Genomic DNA, 15,346 nt, shown 5'->3' on the forward strand with positions numbered 1-15,346 from the left:
ACCTTAGTACGAGAGGACCGGGTTGGACGAACCTCTGGTGTTCCTGTTGTCACGCCAGTGGCATTGCAGGGTAGCTATGTTCGGACGGGATAACCGCTGAAAGCATCTAAGCGGGAAGCCCCTCCCAAGATGAGATCTCCCTGACCCCTTGAGGGTCCTAAAGGGCCGTTGGAGACTACGACGTTGATAGGCTGGGTGTGGAAGTGCAGTAATGTATGCAGCTAACCAGTACTAATTGCCCGTGAGGCTTGATTCTATAACCCAAAATGGTCTATTTAGAGATGTATGACATCTGACCCAGTATTTAAAGTATCCCTTGATATTTTTCCAGTTTAGGTCATGAAGGCTGCTACGGCATCCCCTTCTTAACCTTGCCAGTTTGCCTGGTATCCATAGAGCTGTGGAACCACCTGATCCCATCCCGAACTCAGAAGTGAAACGCAGCATCGCCGATGGTAGTGTGGGGTCTCCCCATGTGAGAGTAGGTCAATGCCAGGCTTCAATCTAAAAGCCCCGTCTACGGTTTTCCGTGACGGGGCTTTTTTTTGCCTAGCATTTATCTGAACTAAAATACCCGCATCAGCGGGAAAAATTAGTTAACCATTTAGAAACACGCTTGAGTGTTTGTTGGAACTGCTCGGGCTGTACTGGCTTAGTTAGATAGGTTGATGCCCCTGCAAGAACACCTTGTACTTCATCCAGTGGTGATGTTTTACCGCTTAACATGATAATGGGTGTTTTCTTCATTGATTTACTGCTGCGCATTTTTCGGCAGACTTCGTAGCCATCTATACCTGGCATAATAACGTCCAAAAATATCATGTCATAGGTTTTATTTGCTGATTTCTCAAGTGCTTCCTCACCTGTTTCTGCGAATTCTGCCTTGATATTGGCAGTGCGTAGCTCAAGTTCCAATTGCTTGCGGATGGCAGCACTGTCATCAACTACTAAGGCAGTGTAGGTATACTCCTGTGGTTCCTGAAAGATGATAGCTTGTACAGGTTCAGGTAGGGGTGAGGGAATTACTGCTTCTGGTGTTGGAATCACTGTTTCTACAGGAAATGTGGCCTGGTGTGACTTGAGTAGTTGCACGGCATCATCAATGGCTCGCATGACGCGTGTAACCAATAACGGACGTGCTAAAACAATATCGCAAGGCAAGTCGGTATCGCCTATACGAATATGCAAGGCAGTATTGCTAGGTAGCTCAATCTCATCTAATGTGATGATAATATCAGCATGTTCCAGTGCTGGTTGTAGCGCGTAAGGTTTGCCTTGAGAGGCAGCAAAACTCACAACGCGCTGTATCACAGCTTGATCCTTCTCTGGTACTTCAAATAAACAAATCTGGATTGTTTCTTTTTCTGTCATCAACATGTGAATTCTCTCATTGTCAGGCGGCAAGTTGTGTCTTGAGCCATTTATACAGTTGTGCATTTAGCGTGTCATAGTCAACAGGCTTAGTCAGGTAAGCATCTACACCTACCTGCTCTGCCATTTGCTGGTGTTTCTTGGTGCTGCGTGAAGTGATCATGATAATGGGTAAATGACGCTTTTCAGGCCAAATACGAATAGCTTGAGTCATTTCTAAACCATTCATGCGCGGCATTTCAAGATCAGTGAGGACAATTGCTATTGGTCGCTCATTCAGATGCTGTAGTGCTTCTAATCCGTCGATAGCCGTTATAGCTTGATAGCCCATCTGTTCAACCATCAAACTGAGCGATTTACGGTTACTGAGTGAGTCATCAACGATAAGAATATGTACTCGCTGTGGGGTTTTCTTCACTTGGCTAGTATGGTTTTTGTTCAAAGTGAGTAAGCCACTTTCTAGATTGCGCAGCATACGCAATAAGTCGAGTACGGGTGCAACTGCACCATTGGCAAGAATACACGCCCCACTGATACCTTGCGTTAGGTTTAGCCAAGGCAACAGATTTTTTACCACTATATCGCGGGGCTGTAGGATTTCCTCAACATGGAATGCATAGGTTTTTTGTTCACTTTCGACAATAAGTAGGGAATGACCTTTACTTAGATCAGGTGGGTCAGTTTGCCAGCCTAATAAATGGGAAAGCGCTAAGACTTCCAGCGAATGGTCTTGGTATTGGATCTGCCAGCTAGTGCCATCAAACGTGTGCTCATCAGCGGAAACATACAGTAATTGCTGGATAGTATTGCTTGGAATGGCTATCAGATTATTGCTAGTGCGTACTAGCAAGGCATTCGTGGCGATTAGTGTGAGAGGAACCTGAATGTGCAGGGTTGTGCCTTGTCCTAGCTTACTGCGAATGTGCAGTAAGCCTTGTAAGTTTTCGACAGCCGTTTGAACGACGTCCATACCAACCCCGCGCCCAGAAATATCGCTGACCTGATCGCGAGTGGTAAAGCCGGGTTGTAGTATGAGGCGTTGGGTATCTTCCTCGCTAAGCATTGCATCAGGTTTAAGCAAACCACGTTCGATAGCTCGGCTACGAATGCGTTCAGCATCCAATCCTTGTCCATCATCTTGTAAGGTTAGGTGAATCTGGTTGCCTTTTTGCTCGAAGCTCAACGTGATGTTGCCCTCGACGGGTTTGCCTGCTGTTTCACGTGCGTCGGGTGTTTCAATGCCGTGGTCTACAGCGTTACGCAGCATGTGCAATAAAGGCGGGATGAGTCCTTGTAAAATGTCGGTATCGATTTGCAGATTTTGCCCGATGATATTGATATTAGCCAGTTTATCGGTACGACGGCATGTTTCACGCACGGTTCGTTCCATGCGTGTCACGATGGATTTTATGGGAACGAGACGTGTCCTTAGAATGGTTTCACTGAGCTGGCGTTGTAAGCGTTGTTGCTGATAAACCTGATCGGAAATTTGCCGAATTTGTTGTTGAAGATTACGGGTCAACTCGCGGTTATCAGCAATAGATTCGGTCAGTAAGTTGGATGCGCTGTATAAGTCATTGTAAGCTTCCAGCTCCAGTTGGTCGAAGTCCGTGTTAGGCGTCGTTGCTACTTTTGGGGTGAGTATTGGGTGATTGAGGTTGGATGATTGCTGCTCAATTGCTTCACTCAGTGTTTCTAACATTTGGCGGACGTGATCATCCTGTTGTTGCAACTGCTTGCCAAATGCCAGTGTGTGCTGGGTTTGTTCTGCTATCTGGCTGGTGGAGGTGATTAACTCTCCCGCAAGATTGAGTAAACGTTGCACCGTTTCCATCGGCACGCTCAGGTAGTTACTACTTTGAGGTAACTCAACAGGGGTAGCGTCTTCTTCGTCTAGCTCTTTTGTCGTACTTGATCGTGTAATGAAATCGGGTAAATCGATCAGATCTAGTGATGGTAGTAGAGCTGTATTGTCTGTGCTATCGAATGGCTCTGGTTGTTGTTCTGTGGTCGTAATTCGTTGTTCCCACTCATCCATTTCTGCGAGCAGCAGGGCGTATTCCTCTGGAAGTGGCTTGTGTTCCTGTAAGTGCTCGAACAAGGTTTCGAGGCAGTCGGCTGCTGCTGCCAGTGTCTTGCCTAGACCATTCGGCAGGTGTTTGGCAATATCGAACTCAAGGATGTCTTCCAAACGATGGGTGAAGGAGGCGATGGCCTTGACGCCGACAACACCACTGGCTCCTTTTACAGTGTGAGCAAGCCGAGCCGCATGGCGGCGTTGTTCGGGGGTGCTGTCGCCTTGGGATATTAGGTGGATTAAACGGGAAGTCTCGGTGATTTGTCCGGGTGTCTCTTGTAGATAGGCTTCAAGTAATTCAGGGTGGATGTCCGCCGCCCATGTTAGTGAATTCTGCTCTGGTTTGCTGGACGTGATTTCCGCATCAGTGACGCTAGGCGCAATGACTTCGGGCTGCTGGGTGCTGACTCGCAGACTGATCAGCAAGTTCTCCAGCATCTCAGGTGCTGAGGGTTCAGGCCAAGCATCGCTTGTCAATTCAGCCGCGATAGCAGGCAGGTGGGAATGATCTTCGGGTTCGCGCAAGGCTGCGGCGGTAAGCTCGATCCAGCCGAACAGTTGCCCACCTTGCAACAGTTCGAGGATGGCTTCTGGCAGAGATTGCTGAAAACTGGCTAACATACCCTGTATCCACTCAGCAGTCTGATGGATGCCATCCATCCCCGCTTGGTCGGTGGCTGCGCTGATGCGTTGGTATTCAGCGATGACATTAGCAGCGGTCGCGGCAATGTCTTCCGGCGATTCGGCTAGTGGGTTTAAGCTGGATAGTTGTAGGGCAACATCTTCCAGTACATCAGCAAGGGTGCTGGCACTATTCATGGGTTTACGCTTCCAGTTTGAAGACGTTGACCGATTTCACTAGACGTTGACCGTATTCCGCCATGTTTTTGGTTAGACCAGTGAGGGATAGTAATTCTTTACCTGTTGATTGAGTGGCTTCCAGAATACGTTCAGCACGGGTTTGTAGGGATTTACTGATCGCAACCTGTTCGGCAGAGGATACGGCGATTCTTTCAACCGAGGCAACCAATTCGTTGGTGGCTTCCAGCGTGGCCTGCATTTGCTGGGCAGCTTCTTCGGCAAGGGTGGAGCCGTTGACTACTTGCGCAATGGTGTTATCCATCGTGGCAATGGTGGTGTTGGCTTCTTGCTGGATATTGCGTACCAGTGTGGAAATTTGATTGGTGGAATCACGTGAGCTTTCTGCTAGTCGTTGAATTTCTTCTGCGATCATGGAGAAGCCGCGTCCCGCATCACCTGCCGCTGTGGCTTGCATACTGGCATTGAGGGCGAGGACGGTGGTGCGCTCGGAAAGGTTGTTGATGAAGTCGATGATCTGGCTGATTTCCTGAGAACGTTCACCGAGGCGTTTCAGGCGTTTGCCCGTTTCTTGTACGGTATCGCGGATATTGCTCATGTTTTCCATGCTGCGCGAAACAGTTTCCTGCGCATGGCGAGTCGTACTAGACGTGGTGTCAGCAACTTTATTAGCCTGTTGAGCGGAAGCGGCAATGCTGTCCAAGCGTTGCAAGATGGTGTCGAGCTGTATGGCCGTTTCTGCGGCTTCGGAGCGTTCCAGTTGTGCAAGTTTGTTAACTTCTAGGGCGTAGTGGTTAACATCTTGAGAGGTACTTTCTACAGAAGTGGCAACATCACGTACCTGCCTCAGTACGTCAGCAGTGTCTTCCGCTAATTGATTAATCGCATCAGCCAGTGGGCCAGTCGCATCTTCCGTGACTTTGGCGCGAACTGTCAGGTTACGTTCGCTAAGGTCGAATACGGCATCCAGCAAAGAACCGACCGATTCATTGAGCTGTTTATGATCTTGGTCGATACGAGCTTGTGTGATGATACGATCTTCGATCATTTTGTCGAAGTTTTGCCCGAGTTCTGCTAATTCGTTTTTACCTTCGAGTTCTACACGGGCTTGAAGGTCACCCTCCGAAATCTTTTGCATGGTTAGCATGAGACGGTCAATGGAATCTGCAATGGATTTGTAAATCACGAAACCTAATGCTGCCGCAATCAAGGTGCCTAGCAAGATGAGGGCGATACTGGTCATTAAGAACAGGCCAACATTCTTTTGTGCACCCGAAAAAGCTTCTTGTGATTGTTTGATATCACCCTCTACTTCTTGGTGGATGCTGTCACGTAATGGCTTGGTATCGGCACTTAGATCATTTTGCAGGTAAAGTTCAAGTTTACCGCGATCTTCATCCTTCAATAGTGTCTCGGCCTTATCTACCACGGCTAACAGGCTTTCTACCTCTTTGATCGTGGCGATGCTTTGAGGCGTTGGATTGACTGCTTTGGCAGTTTTATACGCGGGCAAAATACTGCTGCTGATGTCAGCCGTTAGTTGTTCAAGCGTCTTACGCCCATCCTCCCATGTACGGCTGCCTATTTGAACTTCATGTAGCAAAATGATGTAATCACGCTGCATTCGCCGTATGATTTTATTACCTTGGTCGATGGCGACAACACGGTTGTTCATATCCTCTAGCGCCAAACGGTTTTGGTTCAGGGCGATAATGGCGAAAATACCCGTGATGAACAAAATAGCCAAGGGAATCAGAATAAGTGCGTAAATACGTCGTGCAACTGACAGATTACTCAGAAAATTGCTACGTTTCGTTGTTTGGGTAGCCATGTGTATCTTGTTTCCTTAATTTGTTGTGGTCGTTTTTTGTTGTTTGTCGAGCCAGTTTTGCCAGACTGAATCTTGTAACGACTGCCATTTTTCTGTTGAATACTGAGTCATAACGACTAGGTTAGAACCTTGATTGTCATCACTAAAGTTCATGTTTAAACCATCAAGGTCGAATTGCTGGCCTTTAAACGTGGCTAATAGATTAGCACGTGTGATGGGTTTCTTTTCAGTTTCCAGTTGACGTAAGCCATGCATCAGAAGCTTACCGACAATATAACCTTCTTGCGAGACATAACCGTAATCTTTACCCAATGCTGTGCGGGCTTCCTGCACGATGGGGAGTTCACTGTCGGGTAATGGTACGACTTGAGTCATGATAATACGATCATGTAGATTGAATTTGTTCAGTGTTTTACGGAAATCATCCGCACCTGTGAACGAGACAGCACTGAAAATCCACGGATCAGCTTTATTGCTGGCATAAGCGATAAAGCGGGCAATAGCTTCATAAGTGCCAACGGTGACGACCAGTTTACAGCCAGTGCCTTGTTTTTGCTCCCATGCTTTCAGCGAGTCGTAGCCATCGCGAGCAATAAAAGTATTGCGCGTATAAACCCCGACTGGCCCCAGTTGATTGCGAACAGGCTCGTCGCCTTCTGCTGCGATGATATTATCGAGTGCTTTCAGGGTGGTTTCCATGCCTTTGCTGGTTTGCAAGGCTTCACGGATACCCGCAACCCCTGCCATACCGAAAGCATCATTTTGCACATAAGCGCATATTTCGGTGGGCTTGATGCCATGTTGCAAGGCTGTATCAATCACTGCTTTGGTTTCTTGCACGTAGCTAGCGCGGTAATTGATGATGTCGCCTTTGCCGGGGCGTAACAAGCCTGCTCCGGTGAAAAAGCCTACAGCGGGTATTTTTTGCTCTTCAAGAATGGGGAGGATCGCTTTAGCTGTAGGTGTGCCAACATTGCCTGCAAATAATAATACTTTTTGCTGAATCAATTGCTGAGTAGCGCTGATGGCTTTATCAGGTGTGTAAGAGTCATTCACTGCAAGAAAGCGTACTTTGTGTCCAGCGACACTCTGACCTTGCAGAGCTGCTTCTATTCCCGCTTTCATGCCAAGCCCAAGGCCACTAGAGCGCCCTTCTAAGTCCATGACGCCGCCAATAACGATCTCAGTGCCAGTGACGCCATCTTCAGCCTGTGTTGTGAGTGGAAAGCATAACAGGCTCAATAGTCCGGCTATAGCGGTATACTGTTTGTTTTTGTTTTTCATGGTGTAAATTCCTCCTTGGTGTGTGGCTTAACTTCCTTGTGTGCGCTGTAAATGCCGTAATAATCTGCCATGGTCAGCAACCAATAGCGTATTGTTGTTATGAGGCAGAATATGCGGAATCCAGCTCGGTAAATTTTCACCCACTTGCAGTTTCATGTCTTGTGTTGGTAGTTTTAATTGGCGTGGATAGCCATCACAAGTGAGAATGATGGGTGAAAACCGTGGGTGCTGTATCAGTAATAATTGTGGTGTGTTGGTGAACGATTGGCCTTGCAATACTTGGTGCATATTAACAACGGGGTATAATTCACCGCGTAAGCTGATAAGACCTGCACACCATGTTGGGGCAAAGGGTAGTGGGCAAATAGCTTGCCCACTCAGTACCTCAGCACGAACGTCTGTTTCGAGAAGAATCGCGTGTGTATTGATGAGGTAATAAAATCGGCTCGCAACCGATTCTGATGATGTTTGCACCTGTCCATTCCTCTATTGTTATTGGATGCTTTTATTGGCTTTCCTTGCCAAAGGCAACAACTTGTTTTTATTGGTTTTTTGGTGAAGCTATTACAGTTTGGCAATTTGTTGTAACACATCTGTCTCTGTATAGGGTTTGACAATATAGTCAGTGGCACCTAATTTTTGCGCCCATTGCTTATCCACCGGATTGGATTTGCTGGATACCATAATGACTGGGATGGTTTGAGTCGCTGGGTTACGTTTAATGGCGCGGCACGCTTGATAGCCATCTCCATCATCCATGATGATATCCAGTAAGATGAGATCAGGCTGTTGTGATTCTGCTAGTGCTTTAGCCTCATTGCCGGACTGTGCTGCAATGACATAAAACCCCGCTGATTCCAGAATGCGGGTCAGGTGCAGACGTTCAGTATTGGAATCATCTGCGATCAGTATTTTGCGGATCATGGGCACGGTTCCTTGCTACACTCAACTGGAGTAAATAACTACCACGCATTGTTTATAGTCAATCGGCATCGATTAAGCAATCTAATTTCTACGAAAGCGAGGGGATTGCTGATGATCTCTCAAATGCCTTGTCGTTGTTTACCAATTCCGTCATAATCCTCGACTCTTCGCAATGGTGGCCTGCATTGGTTCTCCCGCGACGATAAGTGGTGAACCTTGTCAGGCCCGGAAGGGAGCAGCAACAGCCACTGATTCGGGCGCCGGGATGTGGCTGGTGCAGGCTGCCACCCACTCTAAGAATTCTATTATTATCCAATGAGTTATCAAGTACTTGCACGAAAATGGCGGCCTCAAGACTTCCAGCAAATGGTCGGTCAGGCGCATGTATTGCGAGCCTTGATGAATGCGCTGGATGGCGATGATGGCAAGCAACGCTTACATCATGCTTACCTGTTTACCGGCACGCGCGGGGTAGGCAAGACCACTCTGGCACGAATTTTCGCCAAATGCCTCAATTGTGAAACTGGTGTGACCGCCAAACCGTGCGGGGAATGCCGCAGTTGCCGCGAAATTGCTGAAGGCCGCCACGTTGATTTGATCGAAGTCGATGCCGCTTCACGCACCAAGGTCGAAGATACCCGCGATTTGCTGGACAATGTGCAATACGCGCCGACCCGTGGGCGCTTCAAAATTTACCTGATTGACGAAGTGCACATGCTTTCCGGGCACAGTTTCAACGCCTTGTTGAAGACGCTGGAAGAGCCGCCGCCCCACGTCAAATTCCTGTTTGCGACTACTGACCCACAGAAATTGCCGGTCACGATTCTGTCACGTTGCCTGCAATTCAATTTGAAACGGATGCCGGTTGACATGATCAGCGGCTATCTGGCGACGGTGCTGGAACAGGAAAATATCCCGTTCAGTGAAAGTGCCTTGCGTATTCTGGCGCGGGCAGCCGATGGCAGTATGCGTGATGCTCTGAGCCTGACCGATCAGGCGATTGTCGCCGGTGGTGGAGCCGTCAGCGAAGATGACGTGCAAGACATGCTCGGCCTTTTACCCCATGAACATTTGATTGGCTTGTTGCAGGCCGTGGCGGATGATGACGGGGCGCGGATGCTCGCCATCGTAGGGCAAATGGCGCAACTGACCACTGATTTTACGGCTGCCGCCGACAGTTTCATTTCCTTGTTGCACAGCATTGCGGTACAGCAAGTGGTGGCCGCCGATGAGGCGGATGTTGATGTGGCCGCGATGGCAAAACTGTTATCACCGGCGGATGTGCAACTCTATTACCAGATGGCTTTGTATGGGCGGCGTGATTTGCCGTTAGCCCCAGACCCGCGTGGTGGCTTTGAAATGCTGCTGTTGCGGATGCTGGCGTTCCGGCTCGATGACGGGACTGCCCGTCAAGACTCAACACCCTCGGCACCGGCTGAGAAAAAAAAAATTGTAGTTGAAGAATTTCAACCTAAGAAAGAAACCCCTCCTAACCTCCCCTTACCAGGGGAGGAACCGGAACCGGAAGAGGAAGTTGCCGTAGTAGCAGCACCTGCCCCTGTTCCTGCTCCCTTCCCTGATAAGGGGAGGGCTGGGAAGGGGTTTCTTCCGCCGTCCGCCGCTTCCACCAACGACTGGCACACCCTCTACCCTCAATTAAACCTCACCGGCATGGCCTTGCCCTTGGCGCAACATTGCCTGTTGGAAAGTGTGACGGATGACCAGATTACGCTGTTGCTGGATGCCAGCGGTTCCAGCCTGCAAAGCAGCACTGCCGAAGCCCAATTGGCTGAAGCGCTCGCTAAATATTACGGGCGTACACTGAAGCTCCACTTCGAGCTGGCGACCTTAAGCGAAGAAACCCCTGAAAAACGTACCCTGCGCGAAGGTGCTGAAAAGCAGACCGCCGCCGAAGAGGCGATTCGGAATGACCCTTTCGTGCAGCAATTGCAAGAAACTTTCGGGGCAGTGATTGTGCCGGGTAGTATCCGCCCGCGCACAAAGGGCAGTTAGTGTAGTAAACTGCTGGTTATTGAACACAATTGAGGACATACACACCATGATGGGTAAAGCTGGAATTGGCGGCCTGATGAAGCAGGCGCAAAAAATGCAGGAAAACATGCAGAAAGCGCAGGCAGAAATTGCTGCGATGGAAGTGACCGGGCAATCCGGTGGCGGCTTGGTCTCCGTGGTGATCACCGGCAAGCACGAATGCAAGCGCATCACGATTGACCCAAGCCTGTTTGCTGATGACAAAGACATGATCGAAGACTTGGTGACCGCCGCGTTTAATGATGCGGTTCACAAGCTCGAAGAGGAATCCAGCGAGCGTATGGCGGGCGTGACTGCCGGTATGCCGATGCCGCCTGGCTTCAAGATGCCATTCTAAGATGAGCGAATCCTCGCTGCTGAAAGAATTGGTGGATGCCTTGCGCTGCCTGCCGGGCGTGGGTTCGCGCACCGCGCAGCGCATGGCCTTCCACTTGCTGGAAAATGACCGGCGTAGTGGCGAACGACTCGCGGCTGTGATGGCGCGGGCGATGCGTGACGTGCGCCATTGCTCACGTTGCCGCACGCTTACCGAGCATGAAACCTGCCGCATTTGCGCGAATCCTGCCCGGCAACCCAATTTGCTGTGCGTGGTGGAACACCCTTCCGACGTGGTGGCGGTGGAACAGGCGACCGGTTATCGTGGTTACTATTTCGTGCTGGGTGGGCGTTTGTCGCCGTTGGATGGTATTGGCCCGGAAGACATCGGGCTGGATGTGCTGGAAGCGCGGTTAGATGAAGGTGAGGTGCAGGAGTTGATCCTTGCCACCAACCCCACGGTAGAAGGCGAAGTGACCGCCCATTACATCAGCGAACTGGCGGCGAAACGCAACATTCCTGCCAGCCGCATTGCGCACGGTGTGCCGATGGGCAGCGAACTCGAATACGTTGACAGCGGCACGCTTTCCCACGCCTTTGAAGGACGGAGAAAATACTGATGAGTAACTGTTTATTCTGCCGTATTGTGGCAGGTGAAATCCCGGCGAAGATCGCTTACGAAGATGATGACGTGATTGCGTTTCACGACCTTAACCCGCAAGCGCCTTTGCATGTGTTGGTGATTCCGCGCAAACACATTGCCACCATCAATGACATCCAGCCAGACGATGCAGCCTTGATTGGCAAATTGTATTTGGCAGCCAAACAAGTGGCGGCGGATGCGGGTTATGCAGATGACGGCTACCGTGTAGTGATGAATTGTGGCGCGGACGCGGGGCAAAGCGTGTTCCATATTCATTTGCATGTGCTGGCGGGGCGGCATTTGAGCTGGCCACCGGGCTAAAAATCTCTCTCTCGATAAGGGCTAAACATGAAATTCCATTCAGGCATTATTCTATGCCTTGCATTCCTATGGCTTGGGGGTTGTGGGGATGATAAACCGAAAAGCGTGACGTTGCCGGTGATTGATAAATTTGCCGACACCAGCGCCTTGGCGAAAGCTGTGCCGGGTGAGCAATGGCATTCTGACATTCCACAACTGGCTGATTATTGGCAGCGCGTGCAAGCGGCGTTGCAGGCTAATCCGCCTATCCTGATGTTAAACGCTCAGGAATTACCGGATGCCAAAGCGCAACTGGCACAGCAACTGGCCGTCGCCAATGCAAAATTCCTTCAGTTTACCCGCGATGAAAAAACCCATGAAGCGTTACGCAATGAAATCATGACGGTGCGTAAGGCATTGCCTGCGGATTTCAATGGTAATGCCGGGCCGTGTGCGCAAGCGGAATGCTGGCGGGTAGAGATGTACGACCATTTCCATAATGCCTCCACCATTGCGTTCGTGGATGTTGGGCAGCAGCAAGTGCTGGGTGTTAGTCGCCAGAATTACACGCAGCCGGATTTGTCGCCGCGTTTGGTGGCGCTGGCTTCCGCGATTGCCGGGGCAGCACCGGAAGTGCAAGCCATTTTGCAGGACAGAAACCGCCAGCCAGACAAGAAAGATTTCAAGACAGCGTTGCAGGATTCGATGTGCGAACGTTCGCACCACCTGTGTGTTGCGCCCACTTATGTGTTTGAAAACGATGCTTTGTGGGCGATTGTGGATTTGACCGCTGGCAAACTGGTGGGCACGCGCTGGACAGATTTAGGCGCGAGTGGTCCCAAAACCGTGGTCACGGAACGCAGTCTGGAAAATGAAACCACCTTCCGTAATTTCTGTGAAAAGGTGAATAGCCTGTCGCAGGATGGCTGGAATATGGAATACGTGATCACCGGCTCGGATGGTTTGCAGCTTTCCAAGGTGACATTCAATGGCAAACAAGTGCTGAAGAACGCCAAGGTAATGGATTGGCACGTGAGCTATTCGACCCGCGAAGGCTTTGGGTACAGTGATGCGATTGGTTGTCCGTTGTTCAGTTCGGCGGTGGTGATTGCTTACAATGGCCCAAAAACCGAGCCGATTGTGAAAGATGGGCAGGAAGTCGGGTTTGCGGTGGTGCAGGATTTTCGCCAGCCGCCGTGGCCGACACCGTGCAATTACCGTTATGTGCAACGCTTTGAGTTTTACAAGGATGGGCGCTTCCGGGTAGCACAGGCCGATTTTGGGCGCGGCTGCGGGACGGATGGGACGTATCGCCCAGTCGTGCGGATTGATCTGGATGCAGCAGGTGCGGGCAGCACTGATACGGTTGCCGAGTGGAACGGTGCGGACTGGACAGCGTGGGACAAGGAGCAATGGCGTTTGCAGGATGATGCCAAGTTTAGCGGGGAAGGTTATCAGTACCGGGTAACAGGCAAGGATGGCAAGGGCTTTTACGTCGAGCCGGGGCGCGGGCAGTTTGGCGATGCGGGGCGTGGCGACCATGCATTCACCTACTTCAGTGCCTACAAGCCGGAAGAGGGCGAGCAGGATACGGTGACGATGGGTTCGTGCTGCAACAAGGATTACCAGCAGGGGCCGGAACATTTCATTGAGCCAGCCGAACCCCTGAAAGATAAGGATGTGGTGTTGTGGTACGTGCCGCAGATGAAGAATGACGGGAACCCCGGTAGCGAATATTGCTGGGCGGATACGCGGGTGAAAAATGGTGTGCAAAATATTGAGGTCTGGCCGTGCTGGTCGGGGCCGATGTTTGTGCCGGTGAAGTGATATGCAAAAACGTTATGTAGGCTTGGGGCTGATGGTGTTGCTGGCAGGGTGCGGCAAGCCGGATATGGGTAACTTCAAACCGGGCGTGGCAGATGCTTGCCGGGCGATGCCTGCTTTCATCAGCAAAACTGGGATGGGGGCGCAGGTGGCGATTGATACCCAGCAGCAAGGGTACATGGGTTTACGCTTGCTGCAACCGCAGTCGGGGAAATCGTGGCAGCATCCGAGTTGGGATGATGCCGGGCATGTGGGGGCGTTTGCGCGGGATCGTGATGGGAATATTTACGTTGCTCCTACGCCGGATGTGAGTCTCGCTGAAAATCCACCAGCCTTGCAAAACCGCATTTATCGCATTGATGCACAGACCGGGGAAATGGCTTTGTGGCTGGAATTACCAGCGGTTGCTCCGCCATCGCCTTCTAACCCGTTTGGCACGATGGGGCTGTTTTACGATTGCGATACCAACAGCCTGTATGCCAGTTCACTGGCTGGATCGGAACCAAAACAAGCCAATGGCAGGATTTATCGGGTAGACGTTGCCACCCAAAAAGTCATGAGCCAGCTTGAGAATACCGACGCGATTGGGGTTGGGGTATTCAATGGAGTGGAACACAAACGCCTGTATTTTGGTTCGGCGCGTTCGTCGGATGTGTATTCGGTGGCATTGGATGCGGCGGGGGATTTCACCGCAGATGCTCGTCACGAGTTTGCGCTGGCAACCTTGCCCGATGGAAATACCACCAGTGCCCGGAAATTCAGCTTCAAGCAGGAACGAGATGGGCAATATGTGATGCAAGTGAAAGAAGTGGAGTTTGGTTTTCGGTTGCTGGCAGAAAATAATCCGCATCGGCGGATGTATCGATTTGCGTATCAGCCGGGGCAGGGTGATTGGCAGTTCTCAGGGGCGTTTCCAGAGGTTGGGGAATAATCTTGACTACTATTGAGTTATGCAATAGATTCTATGAATAAATAAGTATTTGATTTTTGAAAAATATTGATTAATTATTATAATGGGCTGTGAATGTTTAATAAATCATTTTTACTGTACTGGTATTCCTTAAGCTTGGCTGGGCTACTGCTGTTTTCTCCACCTGTTTACGCCAATATTGCGGGTACGGTTTTCCGTGATTTCAACGCCAATGGTGCATTTGATACCGGGGCAAGCTTCAACGAAGTGGGTATGGCTGGTGTCAACGTCAAAGCCTTTGATGCTGCTGGTGTGGAAAAGGCCAGTGCAACGTCTGGCGCAGATGGTACATATACCCTGAATATCGCTGATAGTGCTGATTACCGTGTGGAATTTTCGTGGACACAAAGCTGGCTGAAAGAAGGTAGCGCAGGCGGTACATCCGTGCAGTTTGTCAAAGGTGATGCCAGCAACGTCAATGCAGCGGTGAGCAACCCGGTACAATATTGCCAAGCTAACCCTCAAGTTGGTATCACACGGATGGTTCCCGACAATCAAACGGCCAAACCAAGCATCTTGAGTTTTGCATATGACAGTAGCGGCGATGATCGCAGTGCGATGACAGCCTTGGCACACGGCTCGGACAAGTTGGGTACGACGTGGGGTTTGAACAGTTCGATTAAAATCTAATTAAATCTACTCTATACTAATCAATATGAATAGATTAGTCCCGATCAGTGAAGCCTCAAAACTCCTTGGTGTGTCAGTTCCCACCCTGCGCCGCTGGGAAGCGGAAGGTCGGTTAATCCCAGAACACACCTCCGGTAACCACCGCCGTTACGATATGTTGAAACTCAAGCCGGAGCTATTCCGTGCCACAGAAGATAGCCGTAAGACGCTTGCCTACGCCCGCGTATCCAGCCACGACCAAAAAGACGATTTGGAACGCCAAAAGCAAGTGCTGGAACTCTATTGTGCCCAACAGGGCTGGACGTT

General features: G+C 50.3%; 14 protein-coding genes, 2 rRNA genes and 1 other RNA gene. 11 read left to right on the forward strand and 6 right to left on the reverse strand.

The features are described from left to right. Together Q394_RS0116230 and rrf are read left to right on the forward strand one after the other, a co-directional pair. Positions 1-256: ribosomal RNA gene (locus Q394_RS0116230) — 23S ribosomal RNA — on the forward strand; the annotation flags it as partial. 126 nt (positions 257-382) lie between these two features. Further along, a 5S ribosomal RNA gene (gene rrf, locus Q394_RS0116235) occupies positions 383-498 on the forward strand. 81 nt (positions 499-579) lie between these two features. On the opposite strand, the gene Q394_RS21725 is transcribed toward rrf, so the two are convergent. The 6 genes from Q394_RS21725 to Q394_RS0116265 all read right to left on the reverse strand — a co-directional run bounded on the left by Q394_RS21725 (position 580) and on the right by Q394_RS0116265 (position 8,306). Then, entirely contained in the window at positions 580-1,377 is a 798-nt protein-coding gene (locus Q394_RS21725; protein ID WP_051543512.1) for a response regulator, read from the reverse strand. A 16-nt stretch (positions 1,378-1,393) separates the two neighbouring features. Beyond that, entirely contained in the window at positions 1,394-4,267 is a 2,874-nt protein-coding gene (locus Q394_RS0116245) for a hybrid sensor histidine kinase/response regulator (RefSeq protein ID WP_028490183.1), read from the reverse strand. Positions 4,268-4,271: 4 nt separating this feature from the next. Beyond that, entirely contained in the window at positions 4,272-6,098 is a 1,827-nt protein-coding gene (locus tag Q394_RS0116250; RefSeq protein WP_028490184.1) for a methyl-accepting chemotaxis protein, read from the reverse strand. 15 nt (positions 6,099-6,113) lie between these two features. Then, positions 6,114-7,382, reverse strand: a complete 1,269-nt coding sequence (locus tag Q394_RS0116255) for an ABC transporter substrate-binding protein (RefSeq protein ID WP_028490185.1) — start codon at positions 7,380-7,382, stop codon at positions 6,114-6,116. A 27-nt stretch (positions 7,383-7,409) separates the two neighbouring features. Then, on the reverse strand, positions 7,410-7,856 hold the full coding sequence (locus tag Q394_RS0116260) for a chemotaxis protein CheW (protein WP_028490186.1): 447 nt from the start codon (positions 7,854-7,856) through the stop codon (positions 7,410-7,412). A gap of 90 nt (positions 7,857-7,946) precedes the next feature. Then, on the reverse strand, positions 7,947-8,306 hold the full coding sequence (locus Q394_RS0116265) for a response regulator (RefSeq protein WP_051543513.1): 360 nt from the start codon (positions 8,304-8,306) through the stop codon (positions 7,947-7,949). Positions 8,307-8,489: 183 nt separating this feature from the next. On the opposite strand from Q394_RS0116265, the gene ffs reads away from it, so the two are divergent. The 9 genes from ffs to Q394_RS0116305 all read left to right on the forward strand — a co-directional run. Further along, positions 8,490-8,586, forward strand: an RNA gene (ffs, locus tag Q394_RS22080) — signal recognition particle sRNA small type. Positions 8,587-8,621: 35 nt separating this feature from the next. Next, positions 8,622-10,319, forward strand: coding sequence for a DNA polymerase III subunit gamma/tau (gene dnaX / locus Q394_RS0116270; protein ID WP_028490188.1), 1,698 nt, complete (start codon positions 8,622-8,624; stop codon positions 10,317-10,319). Positions 10,320-10,365: 46 nt separating this feature from the next. Then, positions 10,366-10,695 (forward strand): YbaB/EbfC family nucleoid-associated protein, encoded by a 330-nt coding sequence (locus Q394_RS0116275; RefSeq protein WP_425426800.1) that lies wholly within the window; start codon positions 10,366-10,368, stop codon positions 10,693-10,695. Position 10,696: 1 nt separating this feature from the next. Beyond that, positions 10,697-11,293 carry a recombination mediator RecR gene (gene recR, locus Q394_RS0116280; protein ID WP_028490190.1) on the forward strand — a complete coding sequence of 199 codons (597 nt, stop codon included), beginning with the start codon at positions 10,697-10,699 and terminating at the stop codon, positions 11,291-11,293. Continuing rightward, positions 11,293-11,637 carry a histidine triad nucleotide-binding protein gene (locus tag Q394_RS0116285; protein WP_028490191.1) on the forward strand — a complete coding sequence of 115 codons (345 nt, stop codon included), beginning with the start codon at positions 11,293-11,295 and terminating at the stop codon, positions 11,635-11,637. The genes recR and Q394_RS0116285 overlap by 1 nt, the downstream gene beginning before the upstream one ends. Positions 11,638-11,664: 27 nt before the next feature. Beyond that, positions 11,665-13,443 carry a hypothetical protein gene (locus tag Q394_RS20845; RefSeq protein ID WP_051543514.1) on the forward strand — a complete coding sequence of 593 codons (1,779 nt, stop codon included), beginning with the start codon at positions 11,665-11,667 and terminating at the stop codon, positions 13,441-13,443. Between the two features lies 1 nt (position 13,444). After that, positions 13,445-14,371 (forward strand): SMP-30/gluconolactonase/LRE family protein, encoded by a 927-nt coding sequence (locus Q394_RS20850; protein ID WP_051543515.1) that lies wholly within the window; start codon positions 13,445-13,447, stop codon positions 14,369-14,371. Between the two features lie 93 nt (positions 14,372-14,464). Further along, a complete protein-coding gene (locus Q394_RS0116300) occupies positions 14,465-15,040 on the forward strand; it encodes an SdrD B-like domain-containing protein (RefSeq protein ID WP_028490192.1) in 576 nt (191 codons plus the stop codon). A gap of 25 nt (positions 15,041-15,065) precedes the next feature. Continuing rightward, on the forward strand, positions 15,066-15,346 hold a 281-nt coding region (locus tag Q394_RS0116305; RefSeq protein WP_038141848.1), incomplete at its 3' end, for a MerR family DNA-binding transcriptional regulator.

The sequence above is a fragment of the Thiothrix lacustris DSM 21227 genome (assembly GCF_000621325.1).
GTDB classification, from domain to species: Bacteria; Pseudomonadota; Gammaproteobacteria; order Thiotrichales; family Thiotrichaceae; genus Thiothrix; species Thiothrix lacustris.

Bases quoted from the DNA above. Each gene is read 5' to 3' on its own strand.
- Q394_RS21725 (WP_051543512.1), bottom strand. From the start codon at position 1,377: ATGTTGATGACAGAAAAAGAAACAATCCAGATTTGTTTATTTGAAGTA.
- Q394_RS0116245 (WP_028490183.1), bottom strand. From the start codon at position 4,267: ATGAATAGTGCCAGCACCCTTGCTGATGTACTGGAAGATGTTGCCCTA.
- Q394_RS0116250 (WP_028490184.1), bottom strand. From the start codon at position 6,098: ATGGCTACCCAAACAACGAAACGTAGCAATTTTCTGAGTAATCTGTCA.
- Q394_RS0116255 (WP_028490185.1), bottom strand. From the start codon at position 7,382: ATGAAAAACAAAAACAAACAGTATACCGCTATAGCCGGACTATTGAGC.
- Q394_RS0116265 (WP_051543513.1), bottom strand. From the start codon at position 8,306: ATGATCCGCAAAATACTGATCGCAGATGATTCCAATACTGAACGTCTG.
- dnaX (WP_028490188.1), top strand. From the start codon at position 8,622: ATGAGTTATCAAGTACTTGCACGAAAATGGCGGCCTCAAGACTTCCAG.
- Q394_RS0116275 (WP_425426800.1), top strand. From the start codon at position 10,366: ATGATGGGTAAAGCTGGAATTGGCGGCCTGATGAAGCAGGCGCAAAAA.
- recR (WP_028490190.1), top strand. From the start codon at position 10,697: ATGAGCGAATCCTCGCTGCTGAAAGAATTGGTGGATGCCTTGCGCTGC.
- Q394_RS0116285 (WP_028490191.1), top strand. From the start codon at position 11,293: ATGAGTAACTGTTTATTCTGCCGTATTGTGGCAGGTGAAATCCCGGCG.
- Q394_RS20845 (WP_051543514.1), top strand. From the start codon at position 11,665: ATGAAATTCCATTCAGGCATTATTCTATGCCTTGCATTCCTATGGCTT.
- Q394_RS20850 (WP_051543515.1), top strand. From the start codon at position 13,445: ATGCAAAAACGTTATGTAGGCTTGGGGCTGATGGTGTTGCTGGCAGGG.
- Q394_RS0116300 (WP_028490192.1), top strand. From the start codon at position 14,465: ATGTTTAATAAATCATTTTTACTGTACTGGTATTCCTTAAGCTTGGCT.